The organism is Herbaspirillum sp. NPDC101397 (assembly GCF_044767325.1).
In the GTDB taxonomy this organism is placed as follows: Bacteria; Pseudomonadota; Gammaproteobacteria; order Burkholderiales; family Burkholderiaceae_D; genus Herbaspirillum.
Window position 1 is genome coordinate 435,354 of sequence record NZ_JBIWNS010000002.1, and the last position, 21,147, is coordinate 456,500.

Annotated in this window: 18 protein-coding genes; 7 read left to right on the top strand and 11 right to left on the bottom strand. The window is 61.0% G+C overall.

Annotated elements, in window-relative coordinates:
• Positions 1–52: 52 nt before the first annotated feature.
• A complete protein-coding gene (locus ACIROW_RS06780; protein ID WP_402273326.1) occupies positions 53–1,939 on the bottom strand; it encodes an MFS transporter in 1,887 nt (628 codons plus the stop codon).
• Between the two features lie 154 nt (positions 1,940–2,093).
• Complete coding sequence (locus tag ACIROW_RS06785) at positions 2,094–2,543, bottom strand: CBS domain-containing protein (RefSeq protein ID WP_016833438.1); 450 nt, start codon at positions 2,541–2,543, stop codon at positions 2,094–2,096.
• A gap of 218 nt (positions 2,544–2,761) precedes the next feature.
• Here ACIROW_RS06785 and ACIROW_RS06790 point away from each other — a divergent pair, with 218 nt between their 5' ends.
• Positions 2,762–3,082, top strand: coding sequence for an Mpo1-like protein (locus ACIROW_RS06790; protein WP_402273330.1), 321 nt, complete (start codon positions 2,762–2,764; stop codon positions 3,080–3,082).
• A gap of 18 nt (positions 3,083–3,100) precedes the next feature.
• Here the strand turns inward: ACIROW_RS06790 and ACIROW_RS06795 are convergent, their stop codons facing one another.
• Positions 3,101–4,405, bottom strand: coding sequence for a YihY family inner membrane protein (locus ACIROW_RS06795; RefSeq protein ID WP_402273333.1), 1,305 nt, complete (start codon positions 4,403–4,405; stop codon positions 3,101–3,103).
• 143 nt (positions 4,406–4,548) lie between these two features.
• On the opposite strand from ACIROW_RS06795, the gene wrbA reads away from it, so the two are divergent.
• The 4 genes from wrbA (at position 4,549) to ACIROW_RS06815 (ending at position 7,527) form a co-directional block, all read left to right on the top strand.
• A complete protein-coding gene (gene wrbA / locus ACIROW_RS06800; protein WP_402273336.1) occupies positions 4,549–5,160 on the top strand; it encodes an NAD(P)H:quinone oxidoreductase in 612 nt (203 codons plus the stop codon).
• Positions 5,161–5,565: a DUF2069 domain-containing protein gene (locus tag ACIROW_RS06805; RefSeq protein ID WP_402273339.1), complete on the top strand. Its 405-nt coding sequence runs from the start codon at positions 5,161–5,163 to the stop codon at positions 5,563–5,565.
• 16 nt (positions 5,566–5,581) lie between these two features.
• The gene (locus ACIROW_RS06810) at positions 5,582–7,000 is read left to right on the top strand and encodes an FAD-binding oxidoreductase (RefSeq protein ID WP_402273342.1); all 1,419 of its coding nucleotides are present in this window, start codon (positions 5,582–5,584) and stop codon (positions 6,998–7,000) included.
• Positions 7,001–7,065: 65 nt separating this feature from the next.
• The gene (locus ACIROW_RS06815; protein ID WP_402273344.1) at positions 7,066–7,527 is read left to right on the top strand and encodes a DUF4124 domain-containing protein; all 462 of its coding nucleotides are present in this window, start codon (positions 7,066–7,068) and stop codon (positions 7,525–7,527) included.
• A gap of 71 nt (positions 7,528–7,598) precedes the next feature.
• Here the strand turns inward: ACIROW_RS06815 and ACIROW_RS06820 are convergent, their stop codons facing one another.
• Positions 7,599–9,230, bottom strand: coding sequence for a methyl-accepting chemotaxis protein (locus tag ACIROW_RS06820; RefSeq protein WP_402273346.1), 1,632 nt, complete (start codon positions 9,228–9,230; stop codon positions 7,599–7,601).
• A gap of 255 nt (positions 9,231–9,485) precedes the next feature.
• The gene (locus ACIROW_RS06825) at positions 9,486–11,573 is read right to left on the bottom strand and encodes a putative bifunctional diguanylate cyclase/phosphodiesterase (protein WP_402273348.1); all 2,088 of its coding nucleotides are present in this window, start codon (positions 11,571–11,573) and stop codon (positions 9,486–9,488) included.
• A 255-nt stretch (positions 11,574–11,828) separates the two neighbouring features.
• On the opposite strand from ACIROW_RS06825, the gene ACIROW_RS06830 reads away from it, so the two are divergent.
• On the top strand, positions 11,829–13,115 hold the full coding sequence (locus tag ACIROW_RS06830) for a phospholipase A (protein WP_402273351.1): 1,287 nt from the start codon (positions 11,829–11,831) through the stop codon (positions 13,113–13,115).
• Positions 13,116–13,164: 49 nt separating this feature from the next.
• On the opposite strand, the gene gorA is transcribed toward ACIROW_RS06830, so the two are convergent.
• Complete coding sequence (gene gorA / locus ACIROW_RS06835) at positions 13,165–14,517, bottom strand: glutathione-disulfide reductase (RefSeq protein WP_402273354.1); 1,353 nt, start codon at positions 14,515–14,517, stop codon at positions 13,165–13,167.
• Between the two features lie 20 nt (positions 14,518–14,537).
• Positions 14,538–16,142 carry an ABC transporter permease gene (locus ACIROW_RS06840; protein WP_402273357.1) on the bottom strand — a complete coding sequence of 535 codons (1,605 nt, stop codon included), beginning with the start codon at positions 16,140–16,142 and terminating at the stop codon, positions 14,538–14,540.
• 196 nt (positions 16,143–16,338) lie between these two features.
• Here ACIROW_RS06840 and ACIROW_RS06845 point away from each other — a divergent pair, with 196 nt between their 5' ends.
• The gene (locus ACIROW_RS06845; RefSeq protein ID WP_402273359.1) at positions 16,339–17,424 is read left to right on the top strand and encodes an ABC transporter ATP-binding protein; all 1,086 of its coding nucleotides are present in this window, start codon (positions 16,339–16,341) and stop codon (positions 17,422–17,424) included.
• 120 nt (positions 17,425–17,544) lie between these two features.
• On the opposite strand, the gene ACIROW_RS06850 is transcribed toward ACIROW_RS06845, so the two are convergent.
• The 4 genes from ACIROW_RS06850 to cynS all read right to left on the bottom strand — a co-directional run bounded on the left by ACIROW_RS06850 (position 17,545) and on the right by cynS (position 21,144).
• Positions 17,545–18,579: an extracellular solute-binding protein gene (locus ACIROW_RS06850; RefSeq protein ID WP_402273361.1), complete on the bottom strand. Its 1,035-nt coding sequence runs from the start codon at positions 18,577–18,579 to the stop codon at positions 17,545–17,547.
• 312 nt (positions 18,580–18,891) lie between these two features.
• Positions 18,892–19,122 (bottom strand): hypothetical protein, encoded by a 231-nt coding sequence (locus ACIROW_RS06855; protein ID WP_016833422.1) that lies wholly within the window; start codon positions 19,120–19,122, stop codon positions 18,892–18,894.
• 186 nt (positions 19,123–19,308) lie between these two features.
• On the bottom strand, positions 19,309–20,655 hold the full coding sequence (locus ACIROW_RS06860) for a TAXI family TRAP transporter solute-binding subunit (RefSeq protein ID WP_402273365.1): 1,347 nt from the start codon (positions 20,653–20,655) through the stop codon (positions 19,309–19,311).
• Positions 20,656–20,700: 45 nt separating this feature from the next.
• Positions 20,701–21,144, bottom strand: coding sequence for a cyanase (gene cynS, locus ACIROW_RS06865; RefSeq protein ID WP_402273368.1), 444 nt, complete (start codon positions 21,142–21,144; stop codon positions 20,701–20,703).
• Positions 21,145–21,147 lie beyond the last annotated feature (3 nt).

Genomic DNA, 21,147 nt, shown 5'->3' on the forward strand with positions numbered 1-21,147 from the left:
AACGAAGCTCTGCTTTTAAATGATCTGAAATCGAATTTTACCAGTGTGGTGACTACTTCCACTCCCCGCGCAGTTCGCTCACGCGCTGCTGCAGGTATTCCGGCGTCGCCTGCTGCGCCGGAATCGGCTCGCCGACCGCCAGTTCCAGGCGTGAAAACAGACCGCGCTTGAACGAGCGATGGAAAGGATTGCCGGCGCCGCGCGTCAGCAGGCTGCCCCACAAACCGCGCAGGGCCAGCGGGAAAACCTGCACCGGCGTACGGTCGATGATTTTCTTGATGCCGCCCTTGAATTCGTTGATCTCGCCGGTGCTGGTCAGCTTGCCTTCCGGGAAGATGCAGACCAGGTCGCCTTCATGCAGCGCCTGGGCGATGTCGACGTAGGCCTTTTCCATCAACCAAGGATCCTCCTTCGCGGGCGCAATCGGAATCGCCTTGGCGGTGCGGAAGATCCAGGACAAGATCGGCGTCCTGAAAATCCGGTGATCCATGACGAAGCGGATCGGACGTGGGCTGGCCGCCATGATCACGATGGCGTCGACATAGCTGACGTGGTTGCACACCAGCACCGCCGCGCCGTGCTTGGGAATCAGGTCGGCGTTGACGGTGCGTACGCGATGGATGGTGTGGATCAGCATCCACGCCAGGAAGCGCATCAGGAATTCCGGCACCAGCGAGAAGATGTAGGTCGCCACCAGCGCGTTGAGGATCGCCGTGATCAGGAAAATCTGCGGGATCGTGAAGCCAGAGCGCAGCAGCACCATGGCCAGTAAAGCCGCCACCACCATGAACAGCGAGTTCATGATGTTCATGCCGGCGATGGTGCGCGAAACGTGTTCGGGATCGCAGCGCGTCTGGATCAGCGCAAACAGCGGCACGATGTACAAACCGCCGAACACGCCGATCATCGCGCAGTCGAACAGGATGCGCAGGCTGCCGTGCTGCGCCAGGAAACCGGTCATGTCGACTGCAGCCGTGGCAGTGTAGCTGACGCTGGCGAAGTAAAGTTCAAGACCGAACACCGACAAGCCGATTGCACCGAACGGCACCAGGCCGATCTCCACCTTGTGGCCGGAGAGGCGCTCGCATAGCAGCGAACCGATGCCGATGCCGACCGAAAACACCATCAGCAACAGCACAAACACGCTGTGATCGCCATGCAGGTAATTTTTCGCATACAGCGGGAATTGCGCCAGCACGATGGCGCCGTAAAACCAGAACCACGAATTGCCGAGGATCGACAGGAACACCGGACGGTTGCGGCGAGAAAAACCGAGGTTGCGCACCATCTCCGTGAACGGGTTCCAGTTGATCTTGAGATCAGGCGCCGGCGCCGGCGAATTGGGAATGCCCAGGCTGGCCAGCCAGCCGAGCACGGCGAAACCGATCGTGATCACCGCCACCATTTCCAGCCCGAACGGCTTGTGCACCACCAGCACGGCGCCGATCACTTCGCCCAGCAGGATGCCGACGAAGGTGCCCATTTCGATCACGCCGTTGCCGCCGATCAGTTCCTGCGGTTTGAGCTGCTGCGGTAAATAGGCGTACTTGACCGGCCCGAAGATGGTCGAATGCACGCCCATGCCGGCCACTGCCACCACCAGCAACCACAGGTGATGCGTCATCCAGCCGTAGGCGGCGATGCCCATGATGGCGATTTCCAGCAGCTTGACGTAGCGCGCCAGCCGGCCTTTTTCCATCTTGTCGGCCAGCTGCCCGGCGGTCGCCGAAAACAGGAAGAACGGCAGGATGAACAAACCCGGGATCAGGTTGTTAAGCAGGCCCGTATCGATGGTAGTCCAGCTCAGCGCGTCATAGGTCAGGATGGTCAGCAGCGCCGTCTTGAACACGTTGTCGTTGAGCGCGCCGAGGAACTGGGTCCAGAAGAATGGTGCGAAACGGCGTTGACCGAGCAGGGAAAACTGATTGGATTGACTCATGGAGTAAAGATGAACGAAATCTGGAGGGGGATCGAATGCGCGCACAGGGAAGCAAGTACGCGGACAACAAAAAACCGTTCATGACTACATGAACGGTTTATCTGGCGTTCAGCGGCTTGCGGCTCATGCATGGGCCGCACCGCCTGCGCGCAACTCAGCTATTCTCTTCTTCCGCCGGCCAGTCGCGGATATAGGCTTTGAGCATCTTGTTCTCGAAGCCTTGCGCATCCAGCACGGCCTTGGCGACGTCGTAGAACGACATCACGCCCAGCAGCGTCTTGGCATCCATGACCGGCACGTAACGCGCATGCTTTTCAAGCATGATGCGACGCACTTCGTTGAGGTCGGTGTCGGGCGTGACGGTGATCGGATGGTCATCCATGTGCTTGCGCACGCTGCTCGTTCCGACCGAGCCTTTATTGTCCTGCAGCGTCTTGAGGACTTCGCGGAAGGTCAGCATGCCGACCAGCTCGCCGAATTCCATGACAACCAGGGAGCCAATGTCTTTCTCGGCCATCGCGTCTACGGCATCCGCAATCGGCGTGTCAGGGGTCACGGTGAAGAGAATGTTGCCTTTGACTTTAAGAATTTCAGAGACTTTCATGGTGTCATCCTTAAGTTATTGTAGCCATGGAGCGTCGGGCTCCTGTCCGGAATGTAGCCCATGCGAGGGCAAAAATCCACAAACAATGGCGGTATATGCATGGTACGAGGTTTGGCGACGGCCGACAATCGCAATGCGATGACGAAAATGAAATTTTTTCATTGATTCCGCCGTCGTCAAGGCCTACCCTGAAATGACAAGAACACAGGGAGATCTGTATGCCGACCGTTCTGCATCATGACAAATACACCAGCTTTGACGAGTTCTACCCGAGCTATCTCAGCGAACATGCCAACCGTACCTGCCGCGAGTTGCATTTCGCCGGTTCGACGCTGGCGCTGCTGTGCCTGGGCATGTTGCTGCTGACGCACAGTTTCTGGTGGCTGGCTGCGGCGGTCCTGTGCGGCTACGGCTTTGCCTGGGTAGGCCATTTTCGCTTCGAGAAGAACCGCCCGGCCAGTTTTCGCCAGCCGCTGTATTCCTTCATGGGCGACTGGGTGATGTACTGGCAGCTATTGACCGGGCAAATATCGTTCTGAACGCCGCCGGGCGGGAAGTCACTCAACCGCCGTCAAGGTCACCGGGCTGACTTCCCGCAAATCCGGCGCCTGCGCACCTTCGGAGAAGTAAGACGCCAGCGTCTGGTCCAGCACCAGCGACACCGCGCCTTCAACACGATTGACCAGTTGCTGGTCTTCGCCGGCATGGGTGGCGCTGTCGAACACGAACAGCCGATACACATCCACCAGCTTCAGCGATTCCGGGTTGATCAACAGCGTCCAGCGGTCCAAGCCATCGGCCAGGCGCTTGTTCCAGGCGGAACGGCGTGGGGCATCGCCCTTGAGCGAACCGACCCAGCCGGCTTCCAGCATCTTCTGCAGCAAGGTCTGCAATTCTTCCAGCCCCAGTTGCGTACGAGTGCGCAGCAAGCCGGCGTCGACCTTGGCCGACTCGCCGTTGGCGCGCGCTTCATGCAGGATCTTGAGCACTTTCATGGCGTCGATGAACTCGCTGCCTGGCGACGCCACATGCCACCAGCGCTCATAGCGCACGATCGGTAGCGCAGCGGTCACCAAAGCGCCCACCAGCGTGATCATCCACAGCATGTAAATCCACAACAGGAAAATCGGCAAGGCCGCCACGGTGCCGTACACCATCGTGTAGGTCGGGAATTTCATGACATAGCTGGCGAACAGGCGCTTGGCGATTTCCACCCCCACGCCCGCCAGCAAGCCGCCCCAGACGGCGTCGCGCCAGTCGACCCACTGGTTGGGCACGGCGATGTACAGCAGCGTGAATGCGCTGGTGGTCAGCAGCACCGAAATCAGCGTGTAAAAACTGGCGCCGATGAACGGCACGCTGGTGACCACGCCGTTGGTGGCGGAATACAGATACGAGGTCACGCTGATGGAAATCCCGATCAGCAAAGGGCCCAGCGTGATGATGGCCCAGTACACCAGGATGCGCTGCAACAAAGGACGCGACTTCTTGACACGCCAGATCTGGTTGAACACCCGGTCGATGGTCGCCATCGTCAGCACCGACGTCAGGATCAGCGCCACGCCGCCGACCGCCGACAGGCGCGCCGACTTGGACGAAAACTGGTTCAAGTAGCCGAGGATGGTGCTGGCCACGCCCTTGGGCATCAGGCTCTGGACGAAATACGCCTCCAGCGCCGAGCGGAACGTGCTGAACAGCGGGAAGGCGGTGAAGATCGCCAGCGCAATGGTCAGCAGCGGCACCAGCGACAGGATGGTGGTAAACGTCAGGCTGCCCGCCACCTGCGGCAGGCGATCGTCGCTCAGCCGCTTGGCGGCGAACCGGAACAAATCACGCAACTGGGTACGGGACAAGCCCTGCATGGGTTTTAGAAAAGTAAGCAAGAGAAAACAATCAAAATCACGAAGAAGCTGGAACAGCGCCTCGTCATGCGCCAGGTTTCATTCTCGAAATGCGAGCAGTAAAACGCGTGCGATGGGTAAATAAAGGCTCCTATAATACCAACATGCCGAACATAACTAATACAACGATACTGGTCCTTTACTACTCGAGACACGGCTCCACTCGCAAACTGGCCGAGCTGATCGCCCAGGGCGTGGAAAGCGTGCCGGGCTGCGACGCCCGCTTGCGCACCGTGCCGGCAGTCTCTACCGTGACCGAAGCCACCGAACCGGACGTGCCCGCCAACGGCGCACCCTACGTCGAACTGAGCGATCTTGAACAATGCGCCGGGCTGGCGCTGGGTTCGCCGACGCGGTTCGGCAACATGGCCGCGGCGATGAAGTATTTCTGGGACGGCACCGCACCGCAATGGCTGTCGGGCGCGCTGGCCGGCAAACCCGCCAGCGTGTTCACCGCGACCGGCAGCATGCACGGCGGCCAGGAGTCGACCTTGCTGTCGATGATGATTCCTTTGCTGCACCACGGCATGCTCATCGTCGGCCTGCCCTACACCCAGCCCGAGCTGATGGGCACCAGCACCGGCGGCTCGCCTTACGGCGCCAGCCACTGGGCCGGCGTCAACGGCAACCAGCCGATTTCCGACGATACCCGCGCGCTGGCGGTTGCCCTCGGCCGCCGCCTCGCACAGAACGCCATCAAACTGCAGGAGACTTGAATGAGCACACTGAGCACGCATCGTTTTCGCATCTTCCATTTCGGCGCCGCCCTCAGCCTGGTCGCGCTGATCATCCTCTGCGTCGCTTGGGAACTGGTGCTGGCGCCGTTGCGACCGGGCGGTTCGTGGATGGTGCTCAAGGTGATTCCGCTGCTGTTCCCGTTGCGCGGCGTCCTCAAACGCGACGTCTACACCATGCAATGGTCGTCGATGCTGATCTTGCTCTACTTCACCGAGGGCATCGTGCGCGCCACCAGCGACCGTGTCGCCACGTCAATCACGCTTGGCTGGATCGAAGTCGCTCTCAGTTGCGTGTATTTCCTGTGCGCGGTTATGTACCTGGCCCCTTACAAGAAGGCCGCCAAGGAAATCGCCCGCCAGGCCATCCAGAAGGCTTCGCAATAACTGTTCGGACATGACCATGACCGCGGCACCACAAGACTTCCTGCAAGCCTGTCGCGACGCCATCGGCGCCGCTTACGTCGTCACCGCCGAAGCCGACACTGCGGCTTACCTGACCGACCAGCGCGGACGCTATACCGGGCGAGCACTGGCCGTGCTGCGCCCGGGCAGCACCGAAGAAGTCGCCACGGTGGTCCGCCTTTGCGCCCTGCATCTGGTGCCGATCGTTCCGCAAGGCGGTAATACCGGCCTGGTGCTGGGCAGCGTGCCCGACACCAGCGGCGAGGCGGTGCTGCTGTCGTTGACGCGCCTGAACCGTATCCGTACAGTCGATCCGGTCAACAACACGATGACGGTCGAAGCCGGCTGCATTCTGCAAAACATCCAGCAAGCCGCCGCAGCAGAGCGGCGCCTATTCCCGCTGTCGCTGGCCGCGGAAGGCAGCTGCACCATCGGTGGCAACCTGTCGACCAACGCCGGCGGCACTGCGGTTCTGCGCTACGGTAATACGCGCGAATTGTGCCTGGGCCTGGAAGTCGTCACCGCCCAAGGCGAGATAATGAGCAGTCTGCGCGGCCTGCGCAAGGACAACACCGGCTACGATTTGCGCGACCTGTTCATCGGCGCCGAAGGCACGCTGGGCATCATCACCGCTGCGGTCGTCAAACTATTCCCCCAGCCCAAAGCCCAGGTCACGGCGCTGGCCGCGCTGCGCACGCCCGACCACGCGCTGCGCCTGCTGAGCCTGGCGCAAGCGCATTGCGGCGCGGCGCTGACCGGATTCGAGCTGATGTCGGATTTCTGCATGCAGCTGGTCGCCAAACACTTCCCGCCGCATCGCGCGCCGTTCGAGCGTCTCCATGCGCAATACGTGCTGCTGGAACTGTCGGATAGCGAATCCGAAGTGCACGCCTCGGAAATGTTCGAAGCTGTAATCGGTCTCGCGCTGGAGCAGGAACTGATCGACGACGCCGTCATCGCCACCTCGATCGCGCAATCGAAAGCGCTGTGGCAATTGCGCGAGCACATCTCCATGGCGCAGGCGCACGAAGGCAAGAACATCAAGCACGACATCTCGGTGCCGATCTCGCGCATCGGCGAATTCATCCGCGTCACCGACGTGCTGGTGCAGCAGGCGTCACCCGGCTGCCGCATGGTCACCTTCGGCCATCTCGGCGACGGCAACCTGCACTACAACGTCTCGCCGCCGCCCGGCGTCAAGGACACCGACTTCATCCTCGAACAGCCTGCCATCAACCGGACCGTGCATGACAGCGTCGACAAATTCGGCGGCTCGATCTCGGCTGAACACGGACTCGGCGCGCTCAAACGTGAAGAAATCCTGCGTTATAAATCGCCGGTAGAACTCCGGCTCATGCGCGCCATCAAACAGGCGCTGGATCCTCACGGGCTGATGAATCCCGGCAAAGTGCTCTGACCGCAGCCGATGGCGGCGGTCGGATCCCCCGACAACACATTTCTCCGCCGCCAGGAGTTTCACCCATGCTTTCTGTCCGCCCGCCACTGCTCGCGCTGCCCTTGCTGCTGTCCCTGCTGCTATGCTCCCTGCCCGCCTGGGCCGTCTACAAATGCGACAGTGACGGCAAAGTCACGTATAGCGACGCCGCCTGCGCCAACGGCAAGAGCATCGCCATCGACGACACGCGCGGCGTGAAAAGTCCCGCGCCGGTTGCCGCCGCCAAAGACAAGGCGGTCCAGCAGCGCCTCGACAAAAGCCGTGCGGCGGAAGAGAAACGTGTGAGCCGGCAACGCGAAAAACAGGAGCGCGAAGACGCGCGCGCCAAACTGGTCGCCGAAAAGCAGAAGAGGAAGTGTGCCCAACTTGCACAGCGCAAGGCCTGGGCCGAAGAGGACCTGCGCAATGCGCCGGTCAAGACGATGGAAAAAGCACGGCGCAAGAGCCAGCGCGCGACTGAAAATTACCGTGCAGAATGCTCGACCTGAACTGATTTTCAGGGATTTCAGCGCAAAAAAAGCCGTCGCCGGTGAAGGCGACGGCTGCTCCCCTCCCCCGATTACCCCAGACGCGGCGCCGGATTGATATCAACCGTGCGTCGCGAAGTCTTTGCTGCAGGCGCTGGCAAGCCTGCGGTATTACCAATGTTGAATACGCTGACCAGTTCCGCCAGCTTGCCGGCCTGTTCCTGCAGTGATTGTGCTGCTGCGGCGGCTTCCTCTACCAGCGCGGCATTCTGTTGTGTGCTCTCGTCCATTTGTGCAATCGCCCGATTGACCTCTTCGATGCCCGTGCTTTGCTCCTGGCTGGCCGAACTGATTTCGCCGACGATGTCGGTGACGCGCTTGACGCTGGAGACCACTTCTTCCATGGTCGATCCGGCCTGCCCCACCAGCTTGCTGCCGACGTCCACCTTGGAGACGGAGTCGTCGATCAGCGTCTTGATTTCTTTCGCCGCAGCGGACGAACGTTGTGCAAGGCTGCGCACTTCCGACGCCACCACCGCAAAACCGCGCCCTTGCTCACCGGCGCGCGCCGCTTCCACCGCTGCATTCAAGGCGAGGATATTGGTTTGAAAAGCGATACCATCGATCACGCTGATGATGTCGACGATCTTCTTGGACGAATCATTGATCGCGCTCATCGTGTTGATCACCTGCCCCACCACGCTGCCGCCCTGGATCGCCACTTCGGACGCCGACACGGCCAACTGGTTGGCCTGACGCGCGTTGTCGGCATTCTGCTTGACGGTCGAGGTCAGTTGTTCCATCGCCGACGCGGTCTCTTCCAGGGAACCGGCCTGCTGTTCGGTACGATTCGACAAATCGAGATTACCGCTGGCGATCTGGCTGGACGCCGTGGCAATGGTGTCGGTGCCGATGCGCACGTTGCCGACGATATTGCGCAGGCTGATGTTCATGTCCTTGAGCGCCTGCAGCAACTGGCCGGCTTCATCCTTGGTTGTCACGGTGATCTCCACCGACAGGTCGCCTTCGGCAACGCGGCGTGAAATGTCGACGGCGGTGTTCAGCGGTCGCGTGATGCCGGTCGTCAGATACCAGGCGCAGGTGACGCCCAATGCCAGCGCCAGCACTTCCAGCACGATCAGCAGGTTGGCGCTTTGCGCGGCGATTTCCGCCACATGCTGATTGAGTTGATCGATGGTCTTGCGTTGCAATGCAAGCAGGTTTTCCACTTCCGTCGAATAGTTCTTCGCCGCCGGCAGGAAGTCCTTGTCCAGCGCTGCGGCGATCGCGGCGGGGTCGGCGCCTGGCTCGTTCTTGGCTTTATAAATGGTGTCGCGGGTCGACAGATAGACTTTGCGCAGCGCCATGATTTTTTCGTACAGCTGCTTTTCTTCATCGCTGGCGATCAGCTCGGCAATCTTCTTTTGCAGGTCGCCGGAAATACGCGTGGCTTCGTCGCTTTCAGGCTTGAAGAACGCCGACAGGCTGGGATCGGAACTCTTGGCCACGGCAATCGTGCGACGGATGCCGGCAAACGTATGGCGATACCAGTCGCCGATCATGCGCTCCTTGGCCAGCGGCACGTCCATCATGTCTTGCGTCGCCTTCGCCACGCTTTGCAGGCGCCAGACGCCAATCACCGCGATCAGGACGGAGAGTGCCAGGATAACGGCGAAGCCCAGTCCGAGACGCTTGCCGATCTTCATATTTCCAATCACGTTCATGTTTCCCCCCTGCCATTCAAGTCAGGTAAATGTTGATTTTTCTGCATGGCTCAGGCGGCCACATACTCTCCATAATGCTCCGAGAGGGAAAACTTGAATGCGCGGAACAGCGTGTGACTGTCACGTCTGTTCATGGCTTGCGGGGCTTGTGTTGGCGAGGGGCAATACGAGAATCGGCACCGCTTGGCGCGCCATCTATTGCAGTCAGGGAAGACCCCGCCGAGTGGAAGAACGCATCGGCGGTGTCGAGGAAAATCAGGACGCCTGCGCGGCGTTTTTCTGCAGGTTGGAAGTCGCCTCAATGAATTTGTCGGGCGGCATCGGGCGGCCCATGAGGTAACCCTGCAACGCGTCGCAACCGACCGAGGTCAGGAAATTCTGCTGCTTGGTGGTTTCCACGCCTTCGGCGACGATGCGCAGATTGAGCGTACGGCCCAGCGCCACAATGGCCGAAATGATGGCCGCGTCGTCGTTGCCGTCGCTGAGATCGCGCACGAAGCCGCGATCGATCTTCAGTTCATTGGCGGGCAGGCGCTTCAGATACAGCAGACTCGAATAGCCGGTGCCGAAATCGTCGATCGAAATATCCACGCCGAGGTCGGCGATCTGCTGCAGCGTCTTGAGGCTGCTTTCAGCATCGTGCATGGCGGTGGACTCCGTAACTTCCAGCGTCAGGCAGCGCGCCGGCAGGCTGTGGCGCGCCAGCGTGTCCTTGACCAGCTCGATCAGGTCGGTCTGAGCGAACTGCAGAGCCGACAGGTTGACGGCGATCTTCCAGTCTTCGTGACCGATGTCGAACCAGACCTTCATCTGGCGGCAGGCCTCGTCGAGCACCCATGCGCCGATCGGCACGATCAGCCCGGAACGTTCGGCCAGGCCGATGAACTCATCCGGCCCCACCAGTCCGTGTACCGGATGCTGCCAGCGCAACAAGGCTTCAGCGCCCAGCACCGGGCCGTTCGGCGAGTTGTACTTGGGCTGGTAATGCAGGATGAATTCCTTGCGCTCCAGCGCCAGGCGCAAGTCTTGCAGCCATTGCAACTGATTGTGCGCGTTGACGTTCATCGACGCTTCAAAGAAATGGTAACCGTTACGGCCGCTGCGCTTCGTGTGATACATCGCGGCGTCGGCGTTGATCACCAGATCGTGGCGGCTGCTGCCGTCTTCCGGATAGATCGCAATGCCGATGCTGGCCGAGACCCGCAGCTCGTGCTTTTCGATAAGGAAGGGCTGGTTGATGATCTTCACCAGCTTGTCGGCGACGGTCACGGCATCGTCCGGTTCCTTCAGGTCGACCAGCATCACGAACTCGTCGCCGCCCAGCCGCGCCACCGTATCCTGCGCGCGCATGACGGAACCGACACGCTGCGCCACCTCCACCAGCATCATGTCGCCGACGTGATGACCGAGCGAATCGTTGATCGCCTTGAAACCGTCGAGGTCGCAGAACATCAGCGCGAAATGTCCCTGCTCGCGCGCCGCCTTATTGATGGCCTGGTTGAGGCGGTCGTCCAGCAGCGTGCGGTTGGGCAGTTTGGTCAGGTTGTCGTGCAAGACCAGTTGCGTGAGTTCTTCATTGGCTTCGGCCAGCGAACGCGCCAGCTTGGCGGTGCGCGACTCCAGCCGCGCGTCCAGCAGCGAGGTCAGCAAGGCGATCGTCAGCACCGCCAGCGTCACCACAATGATCAGGATCGCCAGCCAGCCCGGGCTGACGCCGTCACGGACTGCCAAACAGATGCTGCCGTCCGGGAAATTCGCAGCGGCCATGCCGGTGTAATGCATGCCGACGATGGCCACGCCCATCACTACGGCGGCGCCGGCGCGCGCGAACTTGACATGCGGCGTGTTGCGACGCAGGCGGAAGGCTATCCACAAAGCGGCGCCCGACGCACCAATGGCGACGGCCACGGAAGCCGCAAACAACAAGGGATCGTAGCGGATGCCCGGCGTCATCAGCATGGCGGCCATGCCGGTGTAATGCATGGCGGCGATGCCGACACCCATGACCAGCGCGCTGTTGATCAGGCGGCGCACTGGCAGCTCCGGGCGGCTGACGATCCACAGCGCGAAGCCCGAGACGCCGACCGCGATCAGCAGCGAGAGGAAGGTAATCCAGGGGTCATAGCCGAGATCGATGGGCAAACGGAATGCGAGCATGCCAACGAAGTGCATCGACCAGATACCAATGCCCATTGCGACGGCGCCGCCAAACAGCCAGGAACGACCGGCATATTCTTGGGTCGCGTTGATCCGCTCCGTCATGTCCAATGCAGTATAGGAGGCGAGCACCGCCACCAGCAGGGATATGACAACAAGCAAACTATCGTAGGAAGCGGATAACATGATGAGGAAATATGAAACTAATAATCAACATTTTTTAGGCATTTAGCCCATTATCCCGCAAAAAGACATATCGAAGTCTGACGAAGTCTGAAATCAGGCCGCTTTACATTCTTAAGCGTATGAAACGTCGGATCGAAGCAACTTTACGCCCGGAAACCAATCCATAGGGCTGATGCACCATTCCCGACAATTGATAAATCGATAAAAAACACGACAATGCGCCCTTCGCCTACAACAGCAAAAAATCCAGGCCTCATGCTCTTCACTCCTCACCAGCAAACTCAACGTCCCTTAGCACCCAAGCGCCTGATCCAGGCGCTTGCCGCCATCGGCGCGCTGTCATTCATGCATGGCGCCAGCGCCGGCATTTCGTTGCTGCAGCCGCCCAAGCTGGTCGACGGCAACAAGCCGTTCACCCTGACCTTGCTGGTCACCGAAGACGATCACGACAGCCAGGCTTACACCATCCCGGACAATCTGGTGGTGGCCGCCTCGGCCGACATGACGCCCCCGGTCCAGCTGCGCATGGAGCGCGAAGCCGGCGGGCCCGGAGAAATCACGCTCAAGCGAGGCGAATTCCGCAAGATCTCCTACAGCGCCACCCTGCCCGACTACCTGCGCGGCGTGGTGCGCATCGAGACCGTGGGTGTGGATGCCTCGCCGGTGCTGGTGGCTGTGATTCGCCCGAAGGACGGCAAGATGCCGGTGCCGTCGGCGGAAGGCATCGCGTTGGCCGGCGCGGCCACACCATCCGCCTCGGTGATCACACCGGGTTCCAGCGCCAGTCCGATCGGTATTGCGCCGGCCGCGCTCGACCTGATCAATATCCCGCGCCTGTCGTTCCATGAGCCGATGTATTTCGCGGCCGGCAACAGCGGCGGCAACCGCAACGCCAAGTTCCAGCTCAGCTTCAAGTTCCGCATCTTCCAGCCGGAAGACATGCGCTCGCGCGGCCTGATCGACAACCTGTATTTCGGCTACACCCAATATTCGCTGTGGGACCTGGAAAGCCCGTCGGCGCCGTTCCGCGACACCAGTTACCGACCGAGCCTGTTTTATTACCTGCCGGATCTCGGCATCCACAACAGCATCCTGAGCCGCATGGCAGTTTCAACCGGCCTCGAGCATGAGTCGAACGGCCGCGACGGCGCGCAATCGCGCGGCATCAACACCCTCTTCGTCGAACCGACCTTCACGTTCGGCAACCTCAACGACTACCAGTTGCGCATCTCACCCAAGGTCTACACCTACCTCGGCCCGAGCTCCGACAACCCCGATATCGGCCAGTATCGCGGCCATGCGGATCTGAAGCTGGCGGTGGGCAAGCCGGACGGCGTGGAGTTTTCGACCACCTTGCGCAAGGGCACGCGCAGCAGTTCGGGCAGCGCCGACTCGACGCTGTCCTACCCGCTGGCGAAGCTGGTGCCGGGCATGGCCGGCTATCTGATGGCGAGCTACTTCTATGGTTACGGCGAGAGCCTGCTGACGTACAACCAGAAATCGACGCCGCAGTTCCGCATCGGCTACGCGCTCTGGCGCTAGGTCAGGACTATCCGCCGGGGCATTCTCCGGCGGTAGTTCTGCGACACGCCTATGCCGCCGGCGTACGCATCGTGACGAACTCTTCCGCTGAGGTCGGATGAATGCCGATGGTGGCGTCGAACTGGGCCTTGGTGGCGCCGCATTGCAAAGCCACCGCAAAGCCCTGAACGATCTCGCCGGCATCGGCGCCGACCATGTGTACGCCCAGCACGCGATCACTCTTCGCATCCACCACCAACTTCATGAAGGTGCGCTCGGTGTTGCCGCTCAGCGTGTGCTTGAGGGCCTTGAATTCCGATTTGAAAATAAGCACTTCGCCCACCCTCTTGCGCGCGTCTTCCTCGCTCAGGCCGACCGTGCCGACGTTCGGATGGCTGAACACCGCCGTCGGAATATTCTCGTAAGACATTTCCCGGCCGCCTTTGTTGAACAGGCGCGCGGCTACCACCATGCCTTCGGCCAGCGCCACCGGCGTCAGTGCAACCCGATCGATGACGTCGCCGATGGCATGGATCGACGGCACTCCCGAGACGAAATGTTCGTCGACCTTGACTGCCCCTTTGTCGGTCAGCGTAACCCCGGCCTTCTCCAGTCCGAGTCCCGCCGTGTTGGCGTGGCGGCCGGTGGCGAACAGCACGCAATCGGCGTCGATGGTCTTGCCGTCGCTGAGCTGGACGCGCTTGCCGGCGCCGGCCGACTTGATCGCTTCGATATTGTTCTCGAACAGGATGGTCATGCCTTTCTTGCGCATTTCTTCCGCCAGGAACACGCCGAGTTCGCTGTCCATGCCGCGCAGCAGATGCTTGCCGCGATATACCAGCGTCACTTCGCTGCCGAGACCATTGAGGATCGATGCCAACTCCACCGCGATATAGCCGCCGCCCAGCACCACGCTGCGCTTTGGCAAGGCGGTCAGATGGAAGAAGTCATCGGACACGATGCCCAGCTCCTTGCCGGGAATCTCCGGCACCGTCGGATGCCCGCCGGTCGCCACCAGGATGTGTGCCGCGGTGTAGCGCTTGCCGTTGACGCTGACGGTGTGGGCGTCTTCCATCGTCGCATAGCCTTCGACGATGTCGACCTTGGCGCCGTCGAGAATCTTCCGGTAGATGCCGTTGAGACGCGCGATCTCCTTGTCCTTGGCGGCGATCAGTGCGGCCCAGTCGAAGCGGGTCTCGCCTACGGTCCAGCCGAAGCCGGCGGCGTCGGCGAAATCTTCATGAAAATGCGCGCTGTAGGACATCAGTTTTTTCGGAATGCAGCCGACGTTGACGCAGGTGCCGCCCAGATCCTTGCTCTCGGCAATCGCCACGCGCGCGCCGTATTGCGAGGCGAAGCGGCTGGCGCGCACGCCGCCGGAGCCGCCGCCGATGGTGAACAGGTCGTAATCGTATTGGCTCATTTTTTTCCTCTATCGTTTGTTCAGTATCTGCGCAGGGCCCGCGTGACCAGCAATACCGGGATCAGGCCGACCAGCACGATGCTCAGCGCCGGCAATGCGGCCTCGCCGAGACGTTCGTCGCGCGCCAGGTTATGGGCGATCACGGCCAGCGTATCGGTGTTGAAGGGACGCAGCAACAGCGTCGCCGGCAATTCTTTCACGACGTCGACGAATACCATCAACGCCCCCGTCGCCAGCGAGCGCCACAGCAGCGGCATGTGCAGCTTGAGCACAATACGGCTGCGCGAGGCGCCCATGGTGCGCGCCGCTTCGTCCAGGCTTGCCGGGATGCGGGTGTAACCGGCTTCCACCGACTGCACCGCCACGGCCGTAAAGCGTACCAGATACGCATAGATCACGCCGAGCGCGGTCGCCGTCAGCCAGACGCCCGCGCCGCTGCCCGGAAACACCGCCTGCAACCAGGCGATCGGCAGCAGAATGCCGATCGCAATCACCGATCCGGGAATTGCATATCCCATGGACGCCAGACGCGCGACAAAGCGCAAGAACAAGGAGTTGAAGCGCGGCAAGCCGCCGGCGCGCTGGGCGAAACCCAAGGCCAGCGCCAGCACCACCGCAATCGCCGCGGCCAGCCCGCCGAAGCGGAAGCTGTTCCAGGACCAGCCGGCATAGCGAGCGAGATTGGTTGCCAGCGACAACTCGCTCTCGCGCCACATCAATTGCAGCAGGATCAGCACCGGCAGCACGAAACCCAACACAATCGGCGTCCCGCACACCAGCCACGCCAGTGCCGCGCGCATGCCGCGCAACACCGGCAAGCGTGCTTCAGCCCCATCGCCACGATTGCCCCGTACCGTGGCAAAGCGCATGCGTCCCTGCTCGCGGCGCTCCAGCCACAACAACACGGCGACGAACAGCAGCAGCAAGGACGCATACTGGGCCGCCGCGATGCGATCATCCATCACCATCCAGGCCTTGTAGATGCCGGTGGTGAACGTGGTCAAACCGAAATAGGCGCTGACGCCGTAATCGGCCAACGTCTCCATCAGGGCCAGCGCCGCGCCCGCCATCAGCGCCGGACGCGCCAACGGCAAGGCCATACGGCGAATGCGTGCGCTCAAGGGCGTGCCGAGCAGGCGCGCCGCCTCCATCAGATGCACGCCGCGTTCTCCGAGCGCATTGCGCGCCAGCAGATAGGCGTAGGGATACAAGGTAAAAATGAACAGGAAGATCGCCCCCGCCAGGCTGCGCACGTCGAAACGGAATCCCGGCCACAGCGCACGCAGGCTGGTCTGCACTGCGCCGCCGTATTGCAGGAAGTCAGTGTACGCATACGCGCACACATAGGCCGGCATCGCCATCGGCAACAGCAATGCCCAGGAAAAGAAACGCTTGCCGCGAAACTCGAACAAGCCGATCGTCACCGCCGTGGCCGCACCGACGACGATCACGCCCAGCGTGACGAACAGGGCCAGCCAAGCGGAAGTCGCCAGGTAGCCCGGCAACACTGTCTGCATCTGCTGATGCAAGGCGTCGACGGCGGCTGCATCGAGCTGCAGCCACGCACCGGCGATGCCGAGGATGGGCACGGAAATCAGGAAGGCAATCAGGCCGATGAGATACATGATTCGTGATGGAAAACTGGTCCGGATTGCGCTGCGCAACAGTATTGATGCGCTACACTTCGCATATTGAAAACGGGTAAAAAATCATTCGCTGCATGGTGCATTCCAGCGACAGGCATTGTAGCGGCAGGCCGCATTCTTCGTCGATTTTCCCCGGCATGAAAAATCACCAAAAAGTGTCATAAAAAGGACCGCCATGTTTTTGCAAGTCGATCAGGTCAGCATCAGTTATCCGCGCGCCGTGGCGCCTGCGGTGCAAGCAGTGTCGTTCGCGCTGCGGTCCGGTGAACTGGGCGCACTGATCGGTCCTTCCGGCAGCGGCAAGACCACCCTGTTGCGCGCCATCGCCGGACTCGAACAGCCGCAATCCGGCAGCATCCTGCTCGACGGGCAAATGCTGGACGGCCCCGGCGTGCGCATCGCCGCCGAGCAACGCCGCATCGGCATGGTGTTCCAGGACTTCGCGCTGTTTCCTCACCTGGACATCGAAGCCAACATCGGCTTCGGGTTGCACAGCAGTCATGGCGACAAGCAACAACGTCGGCGACGCATGCAGGACATGCTGGAACTGGTCGGCCTGGGCGGCATGCAAAGCAAATTCCCGCACCAGTTGTCCGGCGGCCAACAGCAGCGCGTTGCCTTGGCGCGCGCGCTCGCTCCGCAGCCGCGGCTGTTGCTGCTGGACGAGCCCTTCTCCAGCCTCGACGTCGAACTGCGCGAACGCCTCGCCGAAGAAGTCCGTCGCATCCTCAAGCAAGCCGGCATCACCGCATTAATGGTGACGCACGACCAGATGGAGGCGTTCGCCGTCGGCGACGTGGTCGGCGTCATGCAGCAGAGCCGCCTCGAACAATGGGACCAGCCCTACGCGCTGTATCACCGCCCCGCTACGCGCTTCGTCGCTGACTTCATCGGTCACGGCATGTTCGTGCCGGGTGCACTGGTGGGCGCGGCCGGCGACATGGCAATGGAAACGCCGCTGGGCCGGCTGCACGATGTTTCGCGCATCATGGAAACACTGCAATCCAGCGCAACCCACGGGGCGCCGTTCGACGTGTTGCTGCGCTCCGATGACATCGTGCACGACGACCTGTCGCCGTTCAAGGCGCGCGTCGTACGCAAGTCTTTCCGCGGCGCCGACTTCCTCTATACGCTGCGACTCGACGACGGCCTCGAATTACTGTCGCTGGTGCCTTCGCATCACGATCATGCCATCGGTGAATCAATCGGCATCCGGCTTGATGTGAATCATGTGGTGGCGTTCCCGCGCGCTGCCGGCTGAAGCAGGCGCCCGCCCGCAAGCCGGCTTCTTCACACTGCCATCGTTAAAAAAGAAAGCACCGGCAGCCATGGCTGTCCGGTGCTTTTTTCATGCCTGCCGAGGCAGGCAACTACGCGCGCATCATTTATAGCCGACGCGATCAAGGATCTGCAACACCTTCTGCTGGTTGCGACCTGTGGCGGCAACGTCGATCACTTCCGCCTTGAACGGTCCCAGCGTATCCAGTGCGGCATTGCCGGTCTTCACGTTTTTGACTGCCGGCCATTCGTTGTTGCCTTCGGCGAAGTAACGCTGTGCATCATCGCTGGCCAGGTACTCCAGGAACTTGACGGCGTCAGCCTTGTGCGGGGCATTCTTCGCCACGCCGGCGCCGGCGATGTTGACGTGCGCGCCAAAGGTTTTCTGGTTCGGCCAGACCACGCCGAATTTGCTGACCACGGCGATGTCTTCCGGCTTGGTCGACTTCATCAGGCGCGCGACATAGTAGGAGTTGGAAATCGCCACGCCGCATTCACCCGAAGCGACCGCCTTGATCTGGTCGGTGTCGCCGCCCACCGGCGAGCGCGCCATATTGGCGACCATGCCCTTGAGGATGCTTTCGGTCCTGGCTTCGCCGACGTGCTCATACAGCGCGCCGAACAGCGAGACGTTGTAAGGATGCGCGCCCGAACGGGTGCACAGCTTGCCTTTGTTCTTGGGATCGGCCAGCGACTCATAGGTGTCGACGTCTTCCGGCTTCACATTTTGCTTGTTGTAGACGATCACGCGGGCGCGTGTCGAGAAACCGAACCATTGCGAACCCTGGCCCTCATCCTTGCCGCGCAGATTGGCGGGGATGCGCGACTCCAGTAATCCTGATTTCACGGGTTGGAACAGACCGTCGTTCTCGCCGCGCCACAGGCGGGCGGCGTCAACCAGCAGGATCACGTCGGCCGGGCTGGCAGTTCCCTCGCTTTTGAGACGGGCCAGAATACCGGCGTCATCGGCGTCGACACGATTGATCTTGATGCCGGTGGCCTTGGTGAAATTGCCGTATAAGGCTTCATCGGTCTGATAATGGCGCGCGGAGTAAAGGTTGATCGCCTTTTCCTGGGCGGACACGCCGACCGCCGTTGTCGCCAGCACCACACCTGCAACAAAAGTACGTAAAAACATGAACTTATCCCTTTATGCTGATTGATCAGTCTGCTTTCCGGCAGGATGCACGAAGTCCAAAAACACAAGACAACGCGCCTTCACGTAACCGAAAAGACGACCGACTATAGCATAAATGAGAATAATTCCCGTTTTAAATTCAGCTTTTTGTCAGGATTTGAAGCTTGAAAAATCGATGCCCGAAGATACCGGTCAGCCTCGCCACAAGACTGCGCCGTGTAACCGGCTCGCATTCACGGCGTGGTTCAAAACCCGGCGCGCACGCGGCCAACGCCGCCAGACGCAGCTGCATGGGCATCAACATCAGCATGCTCAGGCGCGCGCCTTGGACAGCACGACCAGCCAGCGGCGGAACAGCAGGATTTCAAGGTGGCCGGCTTGCAGGCCGGCGCTGCATTCGATCACGGGATTGACGCGATAGCGGCGCACGTACGAGTCGCGGCACACGAACATTTCGCGGCGGCCGAAACGCAGGCTGAAAGACGAAGGGGAAGAAGATTCCAGACCAAAGCGAGCGCCTGAAGTGAGATCCAAGTGTGTCATGGCAGTGGTTCCTATCTCTGTTGAAGAGATTCCACTGTATCACAAACACTGTACAAATAAACAGTAGTTTTTGATCTCGTTGTTTTTTGAACGATTTCGGAAGTTTTTCGATTTCGGTCCGAATGCAACCCATTCTACCTTGTTCAGGCTGGAATGGGCCAAACCCGCGTATTCACTCTGCGGTGCCTACGCGCCGCTTTCAAGCCGGCTGCGCACAAACCCGATGTGTTCACGCAGCACGTAGAACTGATCGGCAAACGCCAGCGGCATCTTCATCCGATTCACTGAGGTCTCGATCTCATCCAGTTGCTTGAGCATCAGCTCCTGCTCTTCCTTGGTGTGCGTGGTGACGCCGCGCTCCAGCGTGATCAGCACGCCGTACCATTTATAGATGCGCGAACGGATGCGCCAGCCGTACAGGAGCGGCACCAGCTTGATTCCGGGAATCAGCAGCAGGATGATCGGCAGCAGAATCACCATCGTGCGATCCACCAGGCTCGCCAGCCAGAACGGCAGCGTGCGGTAAAAGAAGCTCTTGCCCGACTTGTAATAGCGCGCGGCGTCGTCGCTGATCGGATACTCATGCGCCAGCGGCGCCGGGAATTCGCCGGCCTTCTGCAGCACGCTGGCCTTGCCGTGCACTTCACGCGCCGCTTCGATCAGCAGGTCGGACAAGGCCGGATGCAGGTCGTCGCGCGCAATCAGCTCGGCGGTCGGCGCGATCAGGCGGATCGTGTGGTCCGGCAGGTTGCGGCGGAAGTCGAATACACCCGGCGGCAAGGTCAATTCATTGAGATAGCTGAAGCGGCGCGTATAAGCCGAGGCCTGCGAGAAGTCCAGCAAACGGATGCCGTTGGTGCGCAGCAGCTTGCCCATGGTGGCCGGCGCCGCCGACTCGCCCATCAGGAAGGCGACGTCGATCTTGCCCTTGCTGAGCGCGTCCGCGGCCTCGTCGCCGCCCATGTCGATCAGTTTGGTCGCCCCGCCCGGCTCGATCCCGCTGGCCTTCAGCAAGGTCAGCGCCAGCACGCGCGAGCCGCTGCCCTGCAGGCCGATGGCGATGCTTTTCCCGGTCAGCTCGGACAGCCGCGAGACCACTTTGTCATTGCGATAAAACACCGATACCGGCGAATACGCCACGCTGCCCAGCGACACCAGGCTATCAATATTGACGCTGTCGGCAATGCCGCCCTGCACGAAAGCGACATCAACGTCGCCGTCCGGATCGGTCAGTTTGCGCAGGTTGTCGAGCGAACCTTCCGACGCCACGATCTTCACTGTCACGCCGTCGCGCGCGAGGATCTTCTTGTATTTCTCGGCGACGTTCCAGAAATTGCTGTTTTCCGGCCCGGTCGCGATGGTGATGGATTTCGGCGGCGCCGGATGGATCAGCCAGATCGCCAGCCAGACGCCGACGATGATCAGCAGCACCATGGGCCCGAAACTGACGGCCAGGTCGCGCCACGAAATGGCGACGAAACGCGCCTTCATGGCGCTGACGGAATGCTTGCGTGGGGCGGTAGTTTTTTCCATGCAGGCTATTCTACCGCCCTCCTCCCCGGCGTCGACGAAAACCGATCAATACGTCTTGTAAGGCAGGAACTTCCCGCTCAAGACGACATTGACGCGGTCACCGGCAGGATCAGCCTGACGCTGAATGTCCATCTTGAAGTCGATCGCGCTCATGATGCCGTCGCCGAATTCTTCGTGGATCAGTTCCTTGATGGTCGAGCCGTAGACGCTGACGATTTCGTACCAGCGATAGATCAGCGGATCGGTCGGCACCGGTGTCGGCAGCGAACCCTTGTACGGCACGATCTGCAGCCACAGGGTTTCTTCGTCGGTGAGGCCGAACAGTTCCTGCGTGACGGCCGCCTGCTTGGCGGTCAGCGTCATCTGGCCGAGCATGGCGGCGGTCGTCCACTCCTTGCTCTGGCCGATGCTTTCGGCGATCTTGGACCAGGTCATCTTGTTCCTGACCTTGGCTTGAATGATTTTTTGGGTAACGAGGTTGCGGTCCATGAA